Genomic DNA, 18,335 nt, shown 5'->3' on the forward strand with positions numbered 1-18,335 from the left:
AGAATGCCCCTCGTCAATATGGCTGCCCCGGTTCGATTTCGATTCGAACGACAGGGTGCAGGCCGCTAATAACAAGAACGAGACGGGCTGGTGGACACTCGACAAGCGCGGTGCGGTCCACCACCGTCATGAAAGGAAGTTGCCGGGATTGCGGCTTCCTGATGGGATGCCATGAACTTCATCATTTACTCGGACGTAAACGATCACTCCATCAGCCAGAGCCTTGGCCGCCCTGAGTACAGCTATTACTTCGTACTCAAGGCTTATCGCCCCGTGCTCGAAAGCTTGGGGCGGGTACATGTGGTGGCATCGGTCGCCGAAGTCGATCCGCTGTATCAGACCTTGCAGCAGTCCGGAGAGGATTGCCTGTTTCTCTCGTTTTCACCGCCCCACAAGACCCCCACCGACCTGCTTTGCCCGATGGTCTGCGTGGTGGCCTGGGAGTTCGATTCGATTCCGGCCGAGCACTGGGACAACGATTTGCGCCATGACTGGAGCCGTACGCTGGCCCGCCATGGCCGCGTCATTACCTTGTCCAGTCATACGGCCGAAGCAATCCGCAGGTCGCTGGGCGAGGATTTCCCGGTGCTGGTCCTGCCGACACCGCTGTGGGAGCGTTTCGCGGCGATTCGTGAACAGTACCCGAGTACGCCCATCAATCCGGGCACGGTCCTGGAGATCAAGGGATGCATCATCGACAGCCGACCCCTTGGCCTGTCGGCGGACGGTTTGATCGCGCCCCTTCTCGAAGACGCGCCGCCGGCGGATCCTGTCGTACCTCAGGCTCCTCCTGAGGACGTCGTCCAACCGCTCATCGAGACGCCAGCCCCGACCTGGCGACGTCGTGCATTTCTCAGCCGTCATTACTTGCGCGAAATCCTCCGCGCCTTCAGGGACGACAGCGAGCAAGGACCGTTGTGGCTGGTCAGGCACAACCTGCTGTGCTGGTACCGCGAAGCGGTGCGTGACCTGGTGCCGGTGCCCGTGCGCATTGCCGTGAGCCGGCTTCTGAGGGGGCCGGCCGCGCCCGTGCTGGACGTTGCGTTGCACATCGCCGAGCCGACACCGCCCGAACATCCCCAGGCAATCCTGCCGGATACCAGTCAGAGGGTGGAAACCGAAGTCAGCGGAGTGGTGTATGTCAGCGTGTTCAACCCCGATGACGGTCGAAAGAACTGGCATCACCTCATCACGGCCTTCTGCTGGGGCCTGCGGGACGTCGAGGACGCCACGCTGGTGTTGAAAATGACCCAGAACGACCTGTCGACCTATTACGTCGAGCTGCTCACCTTGTTGTCCCAGTTGTCGCCGTTCAGTTGCCGAGTCGTGGTGATGCATGGATTCCTGGAGGACGAGCAGTTCGCCCGGCTGTATGGCGCGGCGAGTTTCTATGTCAATGCCTCCCGTTGCGAAGGGCTGTGCCTGCCGCTGATGGAGTTCATGTCCTGCGCCCGGCCGGCGATCGCCCCGGACCACACGGCGATGCGTGACTACATCGATCCCCAGGTGGCCTTTATCGTCAAGTCCAGCCGCGAGCCGACCATCTGGCCGGAAGATTCGCGCATCCTTTACCGCACCTTGCGCCATCGGCCCGACTGGGGTTCGTTGAAACTTGCCTACCAGCAGAGCTACGCCCTGGCCCGGCATCAGCCCCAGGCCTACCAGGCCATGGCCTTGGCGGCGAGCGAGCGCATGCGCGGCTATTGCGGTTTTGACCCGGTGCGCCAACGCCTGGCGGATTTCCTGGCGGCGCCCGGTTGCGACGATCCATTGCCGGACGTGATCGAGGCGGGGGCCGCCTCATGCTGATCATCATTTATTCGGAAACCAACCAGAGCAATATCCTGGAAAACCTAGGCAAGCCCGAATACAGCTATTACTTCGTGCTCAAGGAGTTTCGCCCGGTGCTGGAACGGCTGGGGCGGGTGATCGAAGTGACCCGGCCGGACGACGAAGTGGATCAGCTTTATGCCGACTGCCTGGAGCGCGGCGAGGCGTGTGTGTTCCTGTCGTTTTCCCCGCCCCACCGCACCGCGGTCCACTATGCCTGTCCGACGGTTCCGGTATTTGCCTGGGAGTTCAGCACGATTCCCACTGAAAGCTGGCTGGGCGAACCTCGGCACGACTGGCGCACGGTGCTCGGCGCGACAGGCAGGGCGATCACCCATTCCAGTTTCACCGTCGACACTGTCCGCGCGGCGATGGGTGCCGACTTTCCCATCGTCGCCATTGCCGCGCCGGTCTGGGATCGCTTTGCGGCCCGTGGTGCGCTGCTGGCGCAAAGACCGACGGTGGAGCACATGCGTCTGCAACTGCGCGGCCTGTTGATCGACAGCCGCACCACCGACCTGCGGCCCTATGGCCCGCCAGTGCACCGGGCCGGCACCCCGGTGGTGCTCGATGGTCCGGCACAGGATCACGAGTTGCTGCTGGACGGCGTGATCTACACCTCGGTGTTCAACCCGTACGACGGGCGCAAGAACTGGAAGGACATGATCAGCGCGTTCTGCACCACGTTTCGCGACGTGGCCGATGCGACCCTGGTGCTCAAGCTGACTCACCACGATGTCGCCGAAGCGCTGGAGGACATGCTGCACCACGTCTACAAGAACCAGACGTACCGCTGCCGCATCGTGCTGATCCACGGGTACCTGGCCGATGCGGACTACGAACGGCTGGTGGAGGCCACTCGCTATGTGGTCAACAGTTCCTACGGCGAAGGGCAGTGCCTGCCGCTGATGGAGTTCATGTCCTGTGGCCGGCCGGCGATTGCGCCGTTGAACACGGCGATGGCCGACTACATCGACCACGACAATGCCTTCGTGGTGGATTCCACCGAAGAGCTGACCGCCTGGCCTCACGACCCTCGCGCGGCATTTCGAACCTTGCGCTATGTCACGGATTGGGACTCGTTGTGTTCGGCCTATCGTGCCAGCTATGACGTGGCGAAAAACGACCCCGAGCGCTATCGCCGCATGTCGGCCCAGGCCGTGCGCAGCCTGGAGAAATTCTGCAGCCAGGCCAACGCCGAGCAGCGCTTGCGGGACTTTCTCGAGCAGTTGTCCGGGCGGCAGTGGAACGCCGGGCAATCATGATCCGGCGGCTCATGGCCTGGCTCAGGCCTCCCGTGGAGCCCACGCCGCCTGCGCCGGCTGCTGTTTCGCCCCGGGACATCGGCCTTGTCGATGCGACGCTCGACGGCTGGTTCAACAACGCCACCGGCGAATTGCTCAAGGGCTTCGCCATCGGCGCCAACGACACGTTGCTGGATGTGGGTTGCGGTGAGGGCGTGGCCACGTTGTTCGGGATGCGCCAGGGTGCATCGGTGATCTTCACCGACAGCGAATACGACAAGGTGCGCGACCTGGCCCGCCAGGTCGGGCGCCACGCCAGGTCGACCGCAACGCCATTCCTGGGGCTGGTAAGCAATAGCCTGCCGCTGCCCCTGGCCGATGGCTGCGCGGACAAGATCGTGTGCATGGAAGTCCTCGAACATGTCGACCAGCCAGCGCCGTTCATGGCTGAACTGGTGCGCATGGGTCGCCCGGGGGCGCAGTATCTGCTCAGCGTGCCAGCGCCGGTGGGCGAGCGCTTGCAGCAAGGCATCGCGCCGCCGGCCTATTTCCAGGCCCCCAATCATGTGCAGGTATTCGACGCCGAGCAGTTCGCCGCGCTGGTGGAGGACGCCGGCCTGGTGATCGAACATCGCCAGGCCAGCGGGTTCTTCTGGGTCATGGGCATGATCTTCTTCTGGGCCAGCGAAAGGGCGGCCGGACGCATCCTCGAAGGTGCCGTTCGTGACCGGATCCAGGCCCCATACCCGCCGCTGATGCAATCGTGGGCGAGTGCGTGGCAGGCCTTGCTGTCGCAACCCGACGGCCTGGCGATCAAGCAGGTGCTCGATGGGTTCATGCCCAAGAGCCAGGTCATCATCGCTCGTAAACCCGATCCTTGCGCCGAGGCCCCGTCGTGACCAGCAAACGAATCATGGACATCGAATTGCTGCGCGCCGTTGCCGTGATCGGCGTGCTGTTCCATCACATACAAGGCATGCCGTTCCCGGGTGGATGGCCAGGCCTGGCGGCGCTGTCCGGTAGCTTCCAATTGTGGTGGGGCGTGGACCTGTTCTTCGCCATATCCGGTTTTGTCATCGGTCGTAGCCTGATCCCGCAACTGCGCGGTTGCGCAAGCCTCCGGCAATTCTGGGTCGCCACGCGTGCGTTCTGGATCCGCCGGGCGTTCCGTCTGTTGCCGTCGGCCTGGCTCTGGTTGCTGCTGGTGCTGCTTGCAGCGTTTTTCTTCAACCGTTCCGGTGCGTTCGGCAGTGTGCAGGCCAACGTGCAGGCCACCTTGGCCGGGGTCCTGCAGTTCGCCAACCTACGCTTTGCCGATGCGTTCATGCGCTATGAATACGGTGCCAGTTTCGTGTACTGGACGCTGTCGCTGGAGGAGCAGTTCTATCTGATCCTGCCGCTGCTGGTGTTCGTTTCGCGGCGGTACCTGGTCTGGGTGCTGCTGGCCATAGTGCTGGTGCAATTCTTCACCTGGCGTGCGGTGTGGCTGTCGGTCGTGCGTACCGATGCCCTGGCCCTCGGGGTATTGTTGTCGATCTGGAGCCTGCGTCCCGGCTACTGGCGGTTCGAGCCCAGGTGGTTGCGCTGGCCGGGTCTTGGCGTAGCGTTGCTGGCAGGTCTTGGCGGCGTCATGGCCTGGCTCGCCACCGAACAGTTCAATCTGTCCTTCTACCGCCTCGGCGTCATCGCGGTTCTCAGCGCCGTGCTGGTGTGGGTCGCGTCCTATGACCGGGATTACCTGCTGCCCCGTAGCCCGCTGAAAGCCGCGCTGACCTGGGTCGGCAGCCGTTCCTACGGGATCTATCTGATCCACGTCCCGGTGTTTTTCCTGCTGCGCGAGCTGTGGTTCCGTCTTGCCCCGTTGGGGTCGCCGGACCTGGCCAGCCATCCCTGGCTGGCCCTGGCTTGCGGCTTGTCGCTGATCGGACTGTTGAGCGAACTCAACTACCGGCTGGTGGAAATGCCCATGCGCAATCGTGGTGCTCGACTGGTCGAACGCCTTCGAGCCGCACCTTGCGTCCTTCCTGTCTCTGGAGCCCCTTCATGCTGAGCCTTTTGAAGAAACTCACCACGGGCACGCCCGCGCCCGCGACGCCAGCGGCTGACAAGGTCGATCCGTATATGCTCGGGCTGCACGATGCGATGCTCAGCGGCTGGTTCAATCAGCGCACGGGCGAACTGTTCACCGGCTTCCCGGTTACTCCCCAGGACACCTTGCTGGACGTGGGCTGCGGCGACGGCGGCAACGTGCATTTCTGCGGCATGCGAGGCGCGAAGATCATCATCGCCGATATCGATGCCGCCAAGGTCGAGGCCACGCGCCAGCGCCTGGGCGATACGCCGGCGCGAGACATCGAATGCCACGTGACCGATTGCAACCCGCTGCCCATCGCCGACGGCACGGCCACGCGGGTGGTGTCCACGGAGGTGATCGAGCATGTCGACGACCCGGCGCAGTTCCTCGCCGAACTGGTGCGTGTCGGTCGACCCGGTGCGCTGTACCTGTTGAGCGTGCCGCACCCCAGCTCCGAAGAACTGCAGAAGGACATTGCCGCCCCGGAATATTTCCAGAAGCCCAATCACATCCGCATCATCGGTGAAGAACAGTTCAAGGCGATGGTCAGCGAGGCCGGGCTTGAGGTGTTGAGTCACAGCCAGTACGGCTTCTACTGGTCAATGTGGATGCTGCTGTTCTGGGAGGCCAAGGTCGATTTCAGCAATGCCGATCATCCATTGCTCAACCACTGGGCCGACACCTGGCAGGCGGTGCTCAATTCGCCTCGGGGCGCGCAGATCAAGCAGGCCCTGGACGGGGTCGTGGCCAAGAGTCAGGTGATCATCGCGCGCAAGCCTTGATCGATACCTGATTGCTCATAGAATGCCCGGGGCGCTGGACGCCCCCCAGTGTCGATGTGACGCGCAATGCGGTGAAACCCATGACTTCTTTATTCCGGCCAGCGCTGGCGCTCGCCGTTTTGCTTTTATCTGGCTGCGAACGACCCCCGGCTCGTCCTCTCGATCAACAGCTGTACATCTGGCAACGCCAATGGGTTCCGGCCCATGACGCGGCGCTGCGCCAGAGTCATCAGGATTTCTCCGGGTTGCGGGTGCTGGCGTTGCAGGCGTTCCCACAGGCTGGCTGGAGTCGGGCGCGGATCGATGCGGCGTTGCTCAAGGCTGACGGTCGGCCGCTGATTGCCGTGATTCGCCTGGACGGCCAGCTCAAGACGCTGGACCAGGACGAGATCGTCGCGCAGATCCAGCAGGTGCTCAAGCACTGGCAAGCCCAAGGCCTGGCGCCGACAGGGGTCGAGATCGACCATGACGCCGGTAGCGCCCGGCTGCCGGGCTACAGGACCTTCCTGGCCCGGTTGCGGCAAAGCTTGCCGGCCGATCTGAAACTGAGCATTACCGCGCTGCCGGCCTGGCTCGACAGCCCTGAATTGCCCGGCTTGCTGGAAACCGTGGACAGCAGTGTGCTGCAGGTCCATGCGGTGAGCGATCCGCGGCAGGGGTTGTTCGATCCGAAGCAGGCCCTGCGCTGGGCCGAACGTTGGGACCGCGTCACTATGCGGCCTTTTTACCTGGCGCTGCCGGCCTATGGGGTGGCACTGCTGAGCCAGGAAAGTGGCGCGCCGGTGGTGGAGAGTGAGGTGCCCATCGACCTGGGCGGCGAGCGCAAGGAGTTGTTGGCCGACCCGCAGCAAGTGGCCGGGCTGGCCGCCGGCCTGCGGGCCGATCCGCCGGAACATCTGGCGGGGTTGATCTGGTTTCGCCTGCCCTTGAGCGGCGACCGGCGCGTCTGGAGCCTGACTACCCTTGGCGCGGTGGCTCGGGGGGACAAGCTCGACAGCCGGCTGGCCCTGGAGCTGGAAGAAAAGGGTGGCTTGTACGATATCCGCCTGGTTAACCGGGGCAACCTCGACAGCCCCTGGCCCCAGCGCCTGACGCTGGCGGTAGGTGGATGTGATGGGGTCGATGCCCTGGCTGGCTACACGTTGCAACAAACGCCCGGACTGCTTACCTTCACCCGCATTCAGGAAGGCCGCCTGGCCGCTGGCGCCCAGCGGGCCGTCGGCTGGGCACGCTGTACAAAAATTGAACAAGGAACTTTCAATGTCTACCCCTAAGTGGTCTCGTCGCCTGCTCTGCCTGAGCCTTAGTCTGCCGCTGGGCCTGCCGTGGGGCGAGGCGCTGGCCTGTGGCCCCGATTTTCCCGCGCGCCTGCTGGACAACCGCGCCCAGACGCTGGCCGAATTGCCTGAAGGCAGCTTTCGTTTCGAGGTCAGCCGCCTTGGCCAGGCCATCGCGGGGCTCAAGTCGGCCAGCGAGGCGACTCGCAACCCGGACTACAACTATGACGACATGCCTGGCTACATCGCCCAACGTGACCAGGCCGAGCGGATCGGTCTGACCCCACCGCAGCAAGCGGTGGTGGAACGGGTGCGGGCTCTGAACGATATTGACCAGGCCCGCGCCGAAGCGGCGAACCTGCCTGCCGAGTTGCGGCTGTATGCCATTGGCGCGGCGGCGTTCAACCTGGGCGATCACCAGCAGGCGGCGCAGGCCTTCCAGGAGTTGCTGGCGCTACCGGCCGATCAGCGCCCGTTGCGCAGTACCTGGGCCGCATATTCCCTGGGGCGGTCGTTGTTCGCCATGAGTACCGAGGCAGGGCGCGGCGAGCCGGCGACGTTGCGCGATCAGGCGCGTGCGGCATTTCGCCAGGCCCGCGAGCTGAGCATCGGTGGTTTCAGCGACCCGCTGGAACTGGGAATCGCCAGCCTCGGCGAAGAGGCCAGGGTGGCCTATACCGCCGATGACTGGGACAGCGCCATCGAGTTGTACGCGAGCCAGTTCCTGCATGGATCCCAGGTCGGCTACAGCTCGTTGCTGTATCTGGCTGCCGACCTGGCTGCGCAGCCGGACGAGCGTCTGGATGCATTGCTCAAGCGTGCGGGTGTGCAGCGGTTGCTGACCGGTTATCTGCTCAGCCGTGTCGGTTGGTGGGACGGCGAGGAGCCGTCCGGGGAGAAGCGCCTTTTCCAGCGCCTGCAGGCCAGCAGCCGTGCAAGCCTGGACAACGCCGACCGGTTGGCGGCGGTCAGTTATCAGCACGGTGACTACGCTGGGGCCAAGGCCTTTGTGGAGAAGGCCGGCGATACCGGGTTGGCGTGGTGGGTTCGGGCCAAGCTGGCCTTGCGCGACGCGGATAAAGCGGCTGCGGCGGCGGCCTACGCCAAGGCGGCCCAGGCTTTTCCCCAAGAGGAAAACTGGGGCGGCCGGCGCAACGCGGATTGGGATTTCGAGGTGGTGCAGCCCAAGTGTCGGGTCGAAGGCGAAAGCGCGATCCTGGCCCTGCAACGGGGCGATTATCTGCAAGCCTTCGATCAGCTTTACCGTGGTCAGAGCAATTACTGGTACGACGCCGCGACTGTCGCCGAACGGGTGCTGACGGTGGATGAATTGAAACAGTACGTCGACCAGCAAGTCCCGGCCCCGCCGGCGTTGAGCCAGGAGGATCGCGACAATTACGTGCCATTGCCGGTCGCCGCGAGCCTGCGCAACCTGCTGGGCCGCCGCTTGCTGCGTGAGGGGCGCTACGACGAGGCGCCGGCCTATTTCGACAATGCCGACCTGCAGGCCAAGGCCCGGGCCTACGCCCAGTTGCTTCAGCAAGCCGAGTCCAAATGGTGGCCAACCCGCCGGGCCGAGGCCTATTTCAACGCTTCCTGGATCGCGCGCCGATGGGGCATGGAACTGCTCGGCTACGAGATGGCTCCGGACTATGCCACTTTCGAGGGCAACTACAGTCTCGAACCTGTCGAACTCAAGGTGGGGCCGCTGATGGCCGAGGGTGAGGTAAAACGCCAGCAAGCCAGCGCCGCCCAGCCAGACCTGCGCTATCACTATCGTTTTGTCGCCACGGCGTTGGCCAGTCGGGCGGCTGACAACCTGCCCCATACCAGCCAGGCGTTCGCGGCGGTGCTGTGCAAGGCAGTGGGGTATAACTCCAGCCTGGAGGAGCAAAGCGCGTTGTATCAGCGTTACGTGAAAGAGGGGCCCTATGTGACCTGGGCGGGTGATTTCGGTCATCAATGCCAGGAGCCGGATTTCCGCAGCGCTGACAAGCGCTACGTCACCCAGGCCCTGGAGTCGCTGCGCTCTGCGCTTCGACCGTATAAGCGCTGGTTGCAGGTTGGCGGCCTGGCGTTGGTGGTCGCGGTCGGGCTTGGGTTGATCAGCCGGCGGCGCAACAAGGCGCGGGTATCGGCCAGCTGAAGAGCCGCTGTCCTGACTGTCCCGCGGGAACCGCTCCCACGGGACCGTCCTTGGAAGCTACATCTGCGTCGCCATGCCCTCCACATCCATCGCCGCCTGGCGTAATGCTTCCGAGCGGGTAGGGTGTGGATGGCAGGTCAGGGCGATATCCTCGGCCGAGGCGCTGAACTCCATGGCGACGCAATATTCGCCAATCATTTCACTGACGCTCGGGCCTACCAGGTGCACGCCGAGGATTTCGTCAGTCTGCTCATCGGCCAGGACCTTGGCGAAACCTTCGGTCTCGTGGTTGATTTTCGCCCGGCTATTGGCCGTGAAAGGAAATTTGCCCACCTTGTAGGCGCGACCTTCCGCCTGGAGCTGTTCCTCTGTCTTGCCGACGCTGGCCAGTTCCGGGCGGGTGTAGATGACGCTGGGAATCAACGCATAGTTGACCTCCCCGGCCTTGCCGACGATCTGTTCGATGCAGGCCATGGCCTCGTCTTCAGCCTTGTGAGCCAGCATCGGCCCGGACGTGACGTCGCCGATCACCCAGACGCCAGGTGCTTCGGTTCGATGTTGCCTGTTGGCGAGCATGCCGCGTTTATCGGTGCTCAGCCCGACGTTCTCGAGTCCCAACCCCTGAGTGTAGGGCCGACGACCGATGGCCACCAGCACATAGTCGGCTTCGAGAAGCTGCATCTCGCCGCCGGTTGCAGGCTCGATCTGCAACTGCACGCCTTCTGCCGACGTGACGGCACGGGTAACCTTGGACCCCAGCTTGAACTGGATGCCCTGTTTGCCCAAGGCCCGCTGCAGGGTTTTCGCTGCCTCGACGTCGGTGCCTGGGCAAATGCGATCCAGGTATTCCACGACTGTCACCTGGGCGCCAAGCCGCCGCCAGACCGAGCCCAGTTCCAGGCCGATGACCCCCGCGCCGATCACCACCAGGTGCTGCGGCACTTCACTCAAGGACAGCGCCCCGGTGGAATCCAGGATGCGCTGGTTATCGATCTCCACCCCGGGCAGTGGCGTGGGTTCTGAGCCGGTGGCGATAACGATGTCTTTGGCGCTCAGTTGCGTCTTGCTGCCGTCGTCGCCAGTGACGGTCACTTTTCCAGGGCCGTCGATATGGCCCCAGCCTTTGATCCAGTCGACCTTGTTCTTGCGAAACAGAAATTCGATACCTTTGGTCAGGCCCGCCACGCTGGCGTCCTTCTGTTTCATCATCTGCGCGAGATCGAGAGTGGGGCTGACCTTGATGCCGAGATTGGCGAACTCCGATCCTGTGGCCGCTTCGTAGAGTTCCGAGGCGTGGAGCAGGGCCTTGGAAGGCATGCAGCCGACGTTCAGGCAGGTGCCGCCCAAAGTGGCCCGACCTTCGACGCAAGCGGCCTTCAAGCCCAGCTGGCCGGCGCGAATCGCCGCGTTATAGCCACCCGGGCCGCCGCCCAGAATGATCACGTCATAATTGCTCATCGCTGCTCTCCCGTTCGGCCAAAAAATTATGATCGTAATATGAGCGTTTTCGAGGATTACGGTCAAGGCTTCCCATGTTGGCTTTTGGCGCAGCTTTCATGAAGCAAACAAAAACAGAAATTTCACAGGAATCGTTATAGGGTAACGTTCTTCAACGAAGTGGCCGTGGTTTCGCCCACAGCCCGATTGTGTTCCCTTGAAGCTGGGGTGGTATGCAAGTCGATCTAGATGGCGAAGGGGTGAGTGCGGTTGGGCTACCGCGTTTCCAACAGGCACCGTTCCAAGGGCGGCGCCTGAAGGGCATGGCCTGGGTGCTGGGCACCCTGGCGGGCCTGGGGTTGGTGCTGGCATTTTTTATCGGGCTGTTTGCACCGCAATCGTTGTGGCCTGCCCTGCTGGTAAGCCAGTGCGCTGCCTTGCTGGTGCTGGTCGCGGGCTTGCAATCGGCCTGGTGGGTGACGCGATGGCGTACCCGGGCGCTGCTGCCGAGCCAGGATATCCCGGCGGCTGACATTGAGCCTGTGGATGAACTCGGTTGGTACGAGCGACTCCTGGACGGTATCAGTACGCGCTGTGGTCGCCTGCTGGGCTATATCGGTGCTCCTACGCTGTGGTTGATCGGTTGGGCAATGGTGGTGCTGTTGAGCCTGGAACAGGCCTGGAACCTGGCGTTGCCACCCGCCACGCTGGGTGTGGCGGCCAGTATTGGCGCGGTATTTTCATTGACGCTGGCGTTCGGTTTACTGGTTTTCGAACGCCAGTTGGGTCAGCAATCCATCCTCGAATGGCCGGAGGCGCCGCCGCTGGCGCAGCTGACGCGGCTGGCGATTATCGTCCTGGTCGTTTGCGCCTTGTGCCTGTTGTTCGCCTCGCAAACGTCCATTTGGCCGGTACGGTTGGCGGTGTGGGCGGGGGTGTTGCCGGGCGTGGTGGCCGTGGAGCTGCTGCTCAGGGCATTGCTGTCTGTGTTCAGCCCACGCCGGGACGCCCTTGAGCCGACGCTGCTGGGGCGTAGTGTCCTTGCCGACCTGCTGCGCTGGCCGCCGCGTCCCTTGCAGGCGTTGCAACATGAATTGCACAACCGTTTCGGCATCGACCTGCGGCAAGTCTGGGCTTTCAGTTACATGCGCCGTGCCTTTTTCCCGGTGCTGATGTTGGTCTCGCTGGTGGGCTGGCTGCTGACGGGGGTGCATGAAGTGCCACTGCAGGGGCGTGGTGTCTACGAACGGTTCGGTGAGCCGGTCCAGGTCTTCGGTCCGGGCCTGCATGTCGGATTGCCTTGGCCATTGGGCCGGGTGCTGGCTGTCGAAAATGGCGTGGTCCATGAGTTGGCCACCAGCGTTGGCGACAACCGCGGGCCTGCGCAAGCCGAACCGGCGGAGGGGCCAGCCCCGGCGATTGCCAACCGGTTGTGGGACGCCAGTCATGTGAACGATAAATCCCAGGTCATTGCCAGCCGCCGGGCCGACCAGCAGGGCTTCCAGATCATCAACATGGATGTGCGCTTCGTCTACCGCATTGGTCTTGACGACAAGGCCGCGCTCGCGGCGACCTACCACAGCGCCGATGTGCCCGCGCTGATCCGCAGTACCGCCAGCCGTATCCTGGTGCATGAATTCGCCTCCCGCACCCTGGACGGTTTGCTGGGAGCGGATCGTGTCAGCCTGGCCGATGAGATCGGCCGAGCGGTGCAGGCCGATTTGCAGGCCCTGGACAGTGGTGTGGAGATCCTGGCCACGGTGGTGGAAGCGATCCATCCACCGGCAGGTGCGGCCAACGCCTATCACGGGGTGCAGGCGGCGCAGATCGGCGCCCAGGCATTGATCGCCAGGGAGCGCGGCGCGGCAGCGGAGCAGACCAGCCAGGCGCAGTTGCAGGCCGCCATTGCCTATGACCAGGCCCAGGCCAGCGCTCGGGAAATCAATGCCACCGCACAGGCCGCCGACCTGCGCTTCGGTGCTGAGCGCAAGGCCTTCGCCGCTGCGGGTCATGCCTTCGTGCTTGAACAGTACCTCAGCCAACTGAGCCAGGGCCTGGGCCAAGCCAGGCTGCTGGTGCTCGACCATCGCCTGGGAGGCAGCGGCAACGCACCGACCATTGACCTGCGGACCTTCACCTTACCGGCGGACCCTGCCGAGCCGCGTAATCTTGCCCAGCCAGGAGCTGTCCATTGAGCCCTTTTCCCCACGATCACCACGACCACATCGGTCACGATCACGGCCACGCCGGACATCATCACCATCATGGTGAACCCCAGGAAGCCGGGCCGTTCCCTTGGCGCCGAATGGGCTGGGCGGCACTGCTGGTGGCGTTCGCGGTGGCGGCTGCGAGTCTGGTACAAGTGCGGTCCGGAGAGGCCACCGTCATTACGCGTTTCGGCAATCCGGCCAGGGTCCTGCTGCAACCAGGCCTGGGCTGGCGATGGCCGGCGCCGTTCGAGGCGGCAATCCCGGTGGATTTGCGGCTGCGCACCACTTCCAGTGGTTTGCAGGATGTGGGGACCCGAGACGGATTGCGGATCATCGTGCAAGCCTACGTGGCGTGGCAGGTACAGGGCGACCCGGACAACGTCCAACGCTTCATGCGAGCGGTGCAGAACCAGCCGGACGAGGCGGCACGGCAGATTCGGACCTTCGTAGGCTCGGCGTTGGAAACAACCGCTGCCAGTTTTGACCTGTCGGACCTGGTCAACACCAACGCCAGCCAAGTGCGCATCGGCGAATTCGAGACCCAATTGCGCCAGCAGATCGATCAGCAACTGCTCGCCACGTATGGGGTGCGGGTGTTGCAAGTGGGCATCGAACGCCTGACCTTGCCTTCGGTGACCTTGACCGCCACAGTGGATCGCATGCGCGCTGAGCGCGAGACCATCGCCACTGAGCGCACCGCCATTGGCAAGCGCGAAGCGGCGCAGATCCGCTCCGCTGCCGAGCGTGATGCGCGGATCATGCAAGCCGATGCCACTGTGAAGGCTGCCGATATCGAGGCGCAGTCTCGAGTCGAAGCCGCTCAGCTTTACGGCAAGGCCTACGCCGGTTCGCCCCAGCTCTATAACCTGCTGCGTTCCCTGGACACCCTCGGCACCATCGTTGGCCCTGGCACGAAACTGGTTCTGCGGACCGACGCGGCCCCGTTTCGAGTGTTGGTGGACGGGCCGCCGGCCGTGGAACCAAAAGGTGGAACACAACCATGAGTGTGGTTCCACGTGGAACAAACGAGTTGTCCAGCCCCTGGATCCAGGCCGGACGCCTGACATTTCTGGCGCTTTACGCGGTTACGGCCCTGGCCGCTGTGGCCTGGGCGTTTTCCAACGTCCGGCAGATCGATCCGCAGGAACGGGCTGTGGTGCTGCATTTCGGCGCACTGGATCGGATCGAAAACGCCGGGCTTCTATTGGCCTGGCCTCGTCCTGTGGAACAGGTGGTTTTACTGCCTGCGGCGGATCGGGTTCTGGAAAGGCGCGTAGAGAGCTTGTTGCGTTCGGACGCCGCCCTGCAGGCGGACCGAGTCGCCAGTTTCGCTACGCCGGTCAGCGACGCACTGGCCGGGTCCGGTTATCTGCTGACCGGCGACGCAGGGGTGGTGCAACTGGATGTGCGCGTGTTCTACAAGGTCACCGAACCCTATGCCTTCGTACTTCAAGGAGAACACGTGCTGCCGGCCCTGGATCGACTGGTGACTCGTAGCGCTGTCGCATTGGCTGCGGCTCGGGACCTGGACACGATTCTGGTGGCTCGGCCAGAGCTGATCGGCAGTGATAACCAGGCCGCCGAACGTCGCGAGCGCCTGCGTGGCGATCTGGTTCAGAGCATCAACCGTCGTCTGGCCGAGCTGGCGACCACGGGACAGGGGTTGGGAATCGAAGTGGCGCGGGTCGATGTGCAATCGAGTCTGCCGGGGCCTGCGGTGAGTGCGTTCAATGCAGTGCTGACGGCCAGCCAGCAGGCCGACAAAGCCGTCGCCAATGCGCGAACCGAAGCCGAAAGATTGACCCAGTCCGCCCGTCAGGAAGCGGACCGGGCCCTGCAGGTCGCCCATGCCCAGGCCAGTGAGCGGCTCGCCAAGGCGTCGGCCGATACCGCTACGGTGCTCGGCCTGACCAAGGCTCAGGGTAGTGATCCGCAGATGCTGCTGCGCCTGTATCGCGAACGCGTGCCAGCCATTCTTCGCCAGGCCGGTTCAGTGACAACGGTCGATCCGAAAGACGATTCCCACCTGATCATCCAGGGAGCAGAACAATGACCGCACCCCCCATTGCCGCTCCGATGTTGTCTCGCGACGAGCAACGTACTGCCGCGCGGCAACTGACCCTGGCCATGTTGGCCCTTGGTCTGCTTGCGTTGGGTCTGGCCTGGCGGGGATGGGCACCGGAGCAGTCAGGCGTCAGCCAGTTGCTGCTGGGGGTCGCCTCGCTGTTGGTGGCTATGCCAGTGATGAGGTCGGCCTGGTACAGCCTGCGCTATCCGAGCCTGCACGGGATCACCGACCAGTTGATCGCCCTGGCCATGCTAGGCGCCTGGGCCACGGGGGATCTGCTGACGGCCGCGCTGTTGCCGATCATCATGATCTTCGGCCATGTGCTGGAGGAGCGAAGCGTGATTGGCTCCCAGGAGGCCATCCATGCCCTGGGCCGATTGACTCGCAGCCAGGGTCGCAAGGTTCTGGCGGACGGTTCGATCGTCGATGTCGACAACGCGACGCTCCGGCCGGGCGATCTGGTGGAGGTCAGGGCAGGGGACCGGGTGCCCGCCGACGGTCGGGTAGTGTCGGGCCAGGCGAGCCTCGACACGGCTCCCATTACCGGCGAGTCGGTACCGTTGGAAGCGGCGGTGGGCACTCAAGTGTTCGGCGGCGCGATCAATCTCGATGGGCTGCTGCGCCTTGAAGTCACGCGAACCGGCAACGAATCGACGTTGGGCAAAGTCATCGCCCTGATGCAGAACGCGGAGCGCTCCAAGCCACCCATCACCCGGTTGCTGGAACGTTATGCCGCAAGTTATCTGGTGCTGGTGTTGCTGCTGGCGGCAGTGACCTGGTTCATCACCAACGATGCCCAGGCAATGCTGGCGGTGCTGGTGGCCGCGTGTCCGTGTGCACTGGTGCTGTCGGCACCGGCGACGGCGATTGCCGGCATCGCGGTGGCGGCGCGTCATGGCATCCTGATCCGCAGCTCGGCTTTCCTTGAAGAGTTGGCGGACCTCACGTCCCTGGTCGTGGACAAGACCGGCACCCTGACCTACGGTGCCCTGCGTCTGCAATCCATCGAGAGCGACTTGGAGGATCGCGCCTTCCTGTTGCCGTTGGCGGCCAGCCTCGGTTCGGCCAGCAGCCATCCGGTCAGCCGCGCATTGGCCGGGTTGGTGGAACAGGACCAGCGCCTGTCCCTGGCACAGATTCAGGAGCGCCAGGGACTGGGCGTGGTCGCGATGACCGAGCAGGGCGAGGCAGCGCTTGGACGGCCGGAGCTGTTCGCCCGGTTAGGGATCGAGACCTCTGCGATCCCCACCCACGACGGCCCGATAGCCGGATTGGCCCTGAATGGACAATTCCTCGCCTGGTTGCTGTTGGCCGACAGCATCAAGCCGGAAGCACAACTGGCCATGACCGAATTGCGTGCGTTGGGCCTGGGACGACAATTGCTGCTGACCGGTGACCGCGAGAGCGTGGCCAAAGCCCTGGCTCGGGACATCGGCATCGGCGATGTACAGGCCCAGGCTCTGCCGGAAGACAAACTCAAACGGGTCATGGCGGAAATCGATCACGGTTTCCGTCCCATGGTGGTGGGCGACGGTATCAATGATTCACTGGCGCTCAAGGCCGGTGTCGTCGGAATCGCGATGGGGGCGGGAGGTGCAGACATTGCCCTGGCGTCGGCGGATGTGGTGTTGATCGGCAGCGACCTGAGGCGGCTCGGTACCTGCGTGCGGCTCAGCCGCCAATGCCGTCGTACGCTGCAGGTCAACGTGATGATTGGCCTGGGCTGGACCCTGGCGATCGTCGCTTTTGCCGCTTTCGGCTGGCTCGGTGCGGCAGGAGCGATGATCGCTGCGCTGCTGCATAACCTGAGCACTCTGCTAGTGTTAGGTAATGCCGGACGGTTGTTGCGCTTCCATGAGCCTTTGTCGAAAGTTTGAAAAGCGGCCCATTGGACAGAACTGCGCGCGATGTGCAATCAAGGGTGGATAGGGTATGCATCAGGGCCGTCCCGGCTCAAGGAGCGACTTCGGGAGGTAATAGAAAAAGGCTATATATTCGATAGGCAGCTATTTTTCTACGATGGTCTACCCTGATTTCAGACGTCTGAAACAAGGGGGGATATCTCATGCTCGCGCAACTTCCACCGGCCTTACAGAATCTGCACCTGCCGCTTCGGCTACGGCTCTGGGACGGCCATGAATTCTCGCTGGGTGCTGACCCCAGCGTCACGATCGTGGTCAAGGACCCACAGATGGTCGCGCAATTCACCCATCCCAGCCTGGATGCCCTGGGCGCGGCGTTCGTAGAAGGCAAGCTCGAGCTTGAAGGCTCGATCAACGAAGTGATCCGGGTCTGCGACGAATTGAGCCAGGCCCTGGTGGACGAAGAGGGCGACAACCCTCCGGTGCGCTCGGTCCACGACAAGGAAACCGACGCCAAGGCCATTTCCTATCATTACGACCTGTCCAACGCCTTCTATCAGCTATGGCTCGATAGCGACATGGTCTATTCCTGCGCCTATTTCGAGACGGGCAGCGAAACCCTCGAACAAGCCCAGCAAGCCAAGTTCCGACATCTGTGTCGCAAGCTGCGGCTGCAGCCGGGTGATTACCTGTTGGATGTAGGGTGTGGATGGGGCGGCCTGGCCCGTTTTGCGGCACGGGAGTTCGGCGCCAAGGTGTTCGGTATTACCTTGAGCAGGGCGCAACTGGCACTGGCCCGTGAGCGGGTCAAGGCCGAAGGCCTGGAAGACCAGGTCGAACTGCAACTGCTCGATTACCGCGACCTTCCCCAGGACGGTCGCTTCGATAAGGTGGTCAGCGTCGGGATGTTCGAACACGTCGGCCATGCGAACCTGGAGCAATACTGCAAGACGTTGTTCGGCGCTGTGCGTGAGGGTGGCCTGGTGATGAATCATGGCATCACGGCCAAGCACACCGACGGGCGTCCGGTCGGTCGCGGCGCGGGTGAGTTCATCGAGAAGTACGTCTTCCCCAACGGCGAGTTGCCGCATCTGGCGATGATTTCCGCTCACATCAGCGAAGCGGGCCTGGAGATCGTTGACGTGGAGGGCCTGCGCCTGCATTACGCGCGTACGCTGGATCACTGGAGCGAACGGCTGGAAGACAACCTGGAAGCAGCGTCGAAGGAAGTCTCTGAGCAGGCCCTGCGCATCTGGCGTCTGTACCTGGCCGGCTGCGCCTATGCGTTTGCCAAGGGTTGGATCAACCTGCATCAGATCCTGGCGGTGAAGGCCCATGCTGACGGCAGTCATGACCTGCCTTGGACCCGAGACGACATCTACCACCCCTGATCGGGCCATTACGA

At 63.5% G+C, this 18,335-nt stretch carries 13 protein-coding genes; 12 read left to right on the forward strand and 1 reads right to left on the reverse strand.

Going from position 1 to position 18,335, the window contains the following annotated elements:
• The first annotated feature begins 171 nt into the window (after positions 1 to 171).
• From BW992_RS07285 to BW992_RS07315, 7 genes are all read left to right on the forward strand, one after another.
• Complete coding sequence (locus BW992_RS07285; protein WP_072431335.1) at positions 172 to 1,809, forward strand: glycosyltransferase; 1,638 nt, start codon at positions 172 to 174, stop codon at positions 1,807 to 1,809.
• Positions 1,803 to 3,095, forward strand: coding sequence for a glycosyltransferase (locus tag BW992_RS07290; protein WP_072431336.1), 1,293 nt, complete (start codon positions 1,803 to 1,805; stop codon positions 3,093 to 3,095). Before BW992_RS07285 ends, BW992_RS07290 begins: the two co-directional genes overlap by 7 nt.
• Positions 3,092 to 3,973, forward strand: a complete 882-nt coding sequence (locus BW992_RS07295) for a class I SAM-dependent methyltransferase (protein ID WP_072397384.1) — start codon at positions 3,092 to 3,094, stop codon at positions 3,971 to 3,973. Before BW992_RS07290 ends, BW992_RS07295 begins: the two co-directional genes overlap by 4 nt.
• The gene (locus tag BW992_RS07300) at positions 3,970 to 5,124 is read left to right on the forward strand and encodes an acyltransferase family protein (protein ID WP_072397585.1); all 1,155 of its coding nucleotides are present in this window, start codon (positions 3,970 to 3,972) and stop codon (positions 5,122 to 5,124) included. Before BW992_RS07295 ends, BW992_RS07300 begins: the two co-directional genes overlap by 4 nt.
• Positions 5,118 to 5,930: a class I SAM-dependent methyltransferase gene (locus tag BW992_RS07305; protein WP_072397366.1), complete on the forward strand. Its 813-nt coding sequence runs from the start codon at positions 5,118 to 5,120 to the stop codon at positions 5,928 to 5,930. Before BW992_RS07300 ends, BW992_RS07305 begins: the two co-directional genes overlap by 7 nt.
• An 80-nt stretch (positions 5,931 to 6,010) precedes the next feature.
• Positions 6,011 to 7,204 (forward strand): DUF3142 domain-containing protein, encoded by a 1,194-nt coding sequence (locus BW992_RS07310; RefSeq protein WP_072397365.1) that lies wholly within the window; start codon positions 6,011 to 6,013, stop codon positions 7,202 to 7,204.
• Positions 7,191 to 9,353, forward strand: coding sequence for a hypothetical protein (locus BW992_RS07315; protein ID WP_076405882.1), 2,163 nt, complete (start codon positions 7,191 to 7,193; stop codon positions 9,351 to 9,353). The genes BW992_RS07310 and BW992_RS07315 overlap by 14 nt, the downstream gene beginning before the upstream one ends.
• 57 nt (positions 9,354 to 9,410) lie before the next feature.
• Here BW992_RS07315 and lpdA read toward each other — a convergent pair whose 3' ends face one another.
• Positions 9,411 to 10,811, reverse strand: a complete 1,401-nt coding sequence (gene lpdA, locus BW992_RS07320; protein ID WP_072397363.1) for a dihydrolipoyl dehydrogenase — start codon at positions 10,809 to 10,811, stop codon at positions 9,411 to 9,413.
• Positions 10,812 to 11,023: 212 nt separating this feature from the next.
• On the opposite strand from lpdA, the gene hflK (BW992_RS07325) reads away from it, so the two are divergent.
• From hflK (BW992_RS07325) to cfaB, 5 genes are all read left to right on the forward strand, one after another.
• Entirely contained in the window at positions 11,024 to 12,985 is a 1,962-nt protein-coding gene (hflK, locus tag BW992_RS07325) for a protease modulator HflK (RefSeq protein ID WP_076405884.1), read from the forward strand.
• Positions 12,982 to 14,004, forward strand: coding sequence for a protease modulator HflC (gene hflC / locus BW992_RS07330; protein ID WP_076405886.1), 1,023 nt, complete (start codon positions 12,982 to 12,984; stop codon positions 14,002 to 14,004). Before hflK (BW992_RS07325) ends, hflC begins: the two co-directional genes overlap by 4 nt.
• Positions 14,001 to 15,053: a protease modulator HflK gene (hflK, locus tag BW992_RS07335; RefSeq protein ID WP_072459047.1), complete on the forward strand. Its 1,053-nt coding sequence runs from the start codon at positions 14,001 to 14,003 to the stop codon at positions 15,051 to 15,053. The genes hflC and hflK (BW992_RS07335) overlap by 4 nt, the downstream gene beginning before the upstream one ends.
• Positions 15,050 to 16,945, forward strand: coding sequence for a heavy metal translocating P-type ATPase (locus BW992_RS07340; protein ID WP_076405888.1), 1,896 nt, complete (start codon positions 15,050 to 15,052; stop codon positions 16,943 to 16,945). The genes hflK (BW992_RS07335) and BW992_RS07340 overlap by 4 nt, the downstream gene beginning before the upstream one ends.
• Positions 16,946 to 17,133: 188 nt before the next feature.
• Positions 17,134 to 18,321 carry a C17 cyclopropane fatty acid synthase CfaB gene (gene cfaB / locus BW992_RS07345; RefSeq protein WP_076405892.1) on the forward strand — a complete coding sequence of 396 codons (1,188 nt, stop codon included), beginning with the start codon at positions 17,134 to 17,136 and terminating at the stop codon, positions 18,319 to 18,321.
• The last annotated feature ends 14 nt before the right edge of the window (positions 18,322 to 18,335 follow it).

Source organism: Pseudomonas sp. 7SR1, from assembly GCF_900156465.1.
Classification (GTDB): Bacteria; Pseudomonadota; Gammaproteobacteria; order Pseudomonadales; family Pseudomonadaceae; genus Aquipseudomonas.

What these genes read in the sequence shown, in the direction of transcription:
- BW992_RS07285 (WP_072431335.1), top strand. Translation starts at nt 172, where the DNA reads ATGAACTTCATCATTTACTCGGACGTAAACGATCACTCCATCAGCCAG.
- BW992_RS07290 (WP_072431336.1), top strand. Translation starts at nt 1,803, where the DNA reads ATGCTGATCATCATTTATTCGGAAACCAACCAGAGCAATATCCTGGAA.
- BW992_RS07295 (WP_072397384.1), top strand. Translation starts at nt 3,092, where the DNA reads ATGATCCGGCGGCTCATGGCCTGGCTCAGGCCTCCCGTGGAGCCCACG.
- BW992_RS07305 (WP_072397366.1), top strand. Translation starts at nt 5,118, where the DNA reads ATGCTGAGCCTTTTGAAGAAACTCACCACGGGCACGCCCGCGCCCGCG.
- BW992_RS07310 (WP_072397365.1), top strand. Translation starts at nt 6,011, where the DNA reads ATGACTTCTTTATTCCGGCCAGCGCTGGCGCTCGCCGTTTTGCTTTTA.
- BW992_RS07315 (WP_076405882.1), top strand. Translation starts at nt 7,191, where the DNA reads ATGTCTACCCCTAAGTGGTCTCGTCGCCTGCTCTGCCTGAGCCTTAGT.
- lpdA (WP_072397363.1), bottom strand. Translation starts at nt 10,811, where the DNA reads ATGAGCAATTATGACGTGATCATTCTGGGCGGCGGCCCGGGTGGCTAT.
- hflK (WP_076405884.1), top strand. Translation starts at nt 11,024, where the DNA reads ATGCAAGTCGATCTAGATGGCGAAGGGGTGAGTGCGGTTGGGCTACCG.
- hflK (WP_072459047.1), top strand. Translation starts at nt 14,001, where the DNA reads ATGAGTGTGGTTCCACGTGGAACAAACGAGTTGTCCAGCCCCTGGATC.
- BW992_RS07340 (WP_076405888.1), top strand. Translation starts at nt 15,050, where the DNA reads ATGACCGCACCCCCCATTGCCGCTCCGATGTTGTCTCGCGACGAGCAA.
- cfaB (WP_076405892.1), top strand. Translation starts at nt 17,134, where the DNA reads ATGCTCGCGCAACTTCCACCGGCCTTACAGAATCTGCACCTGCCGCTT.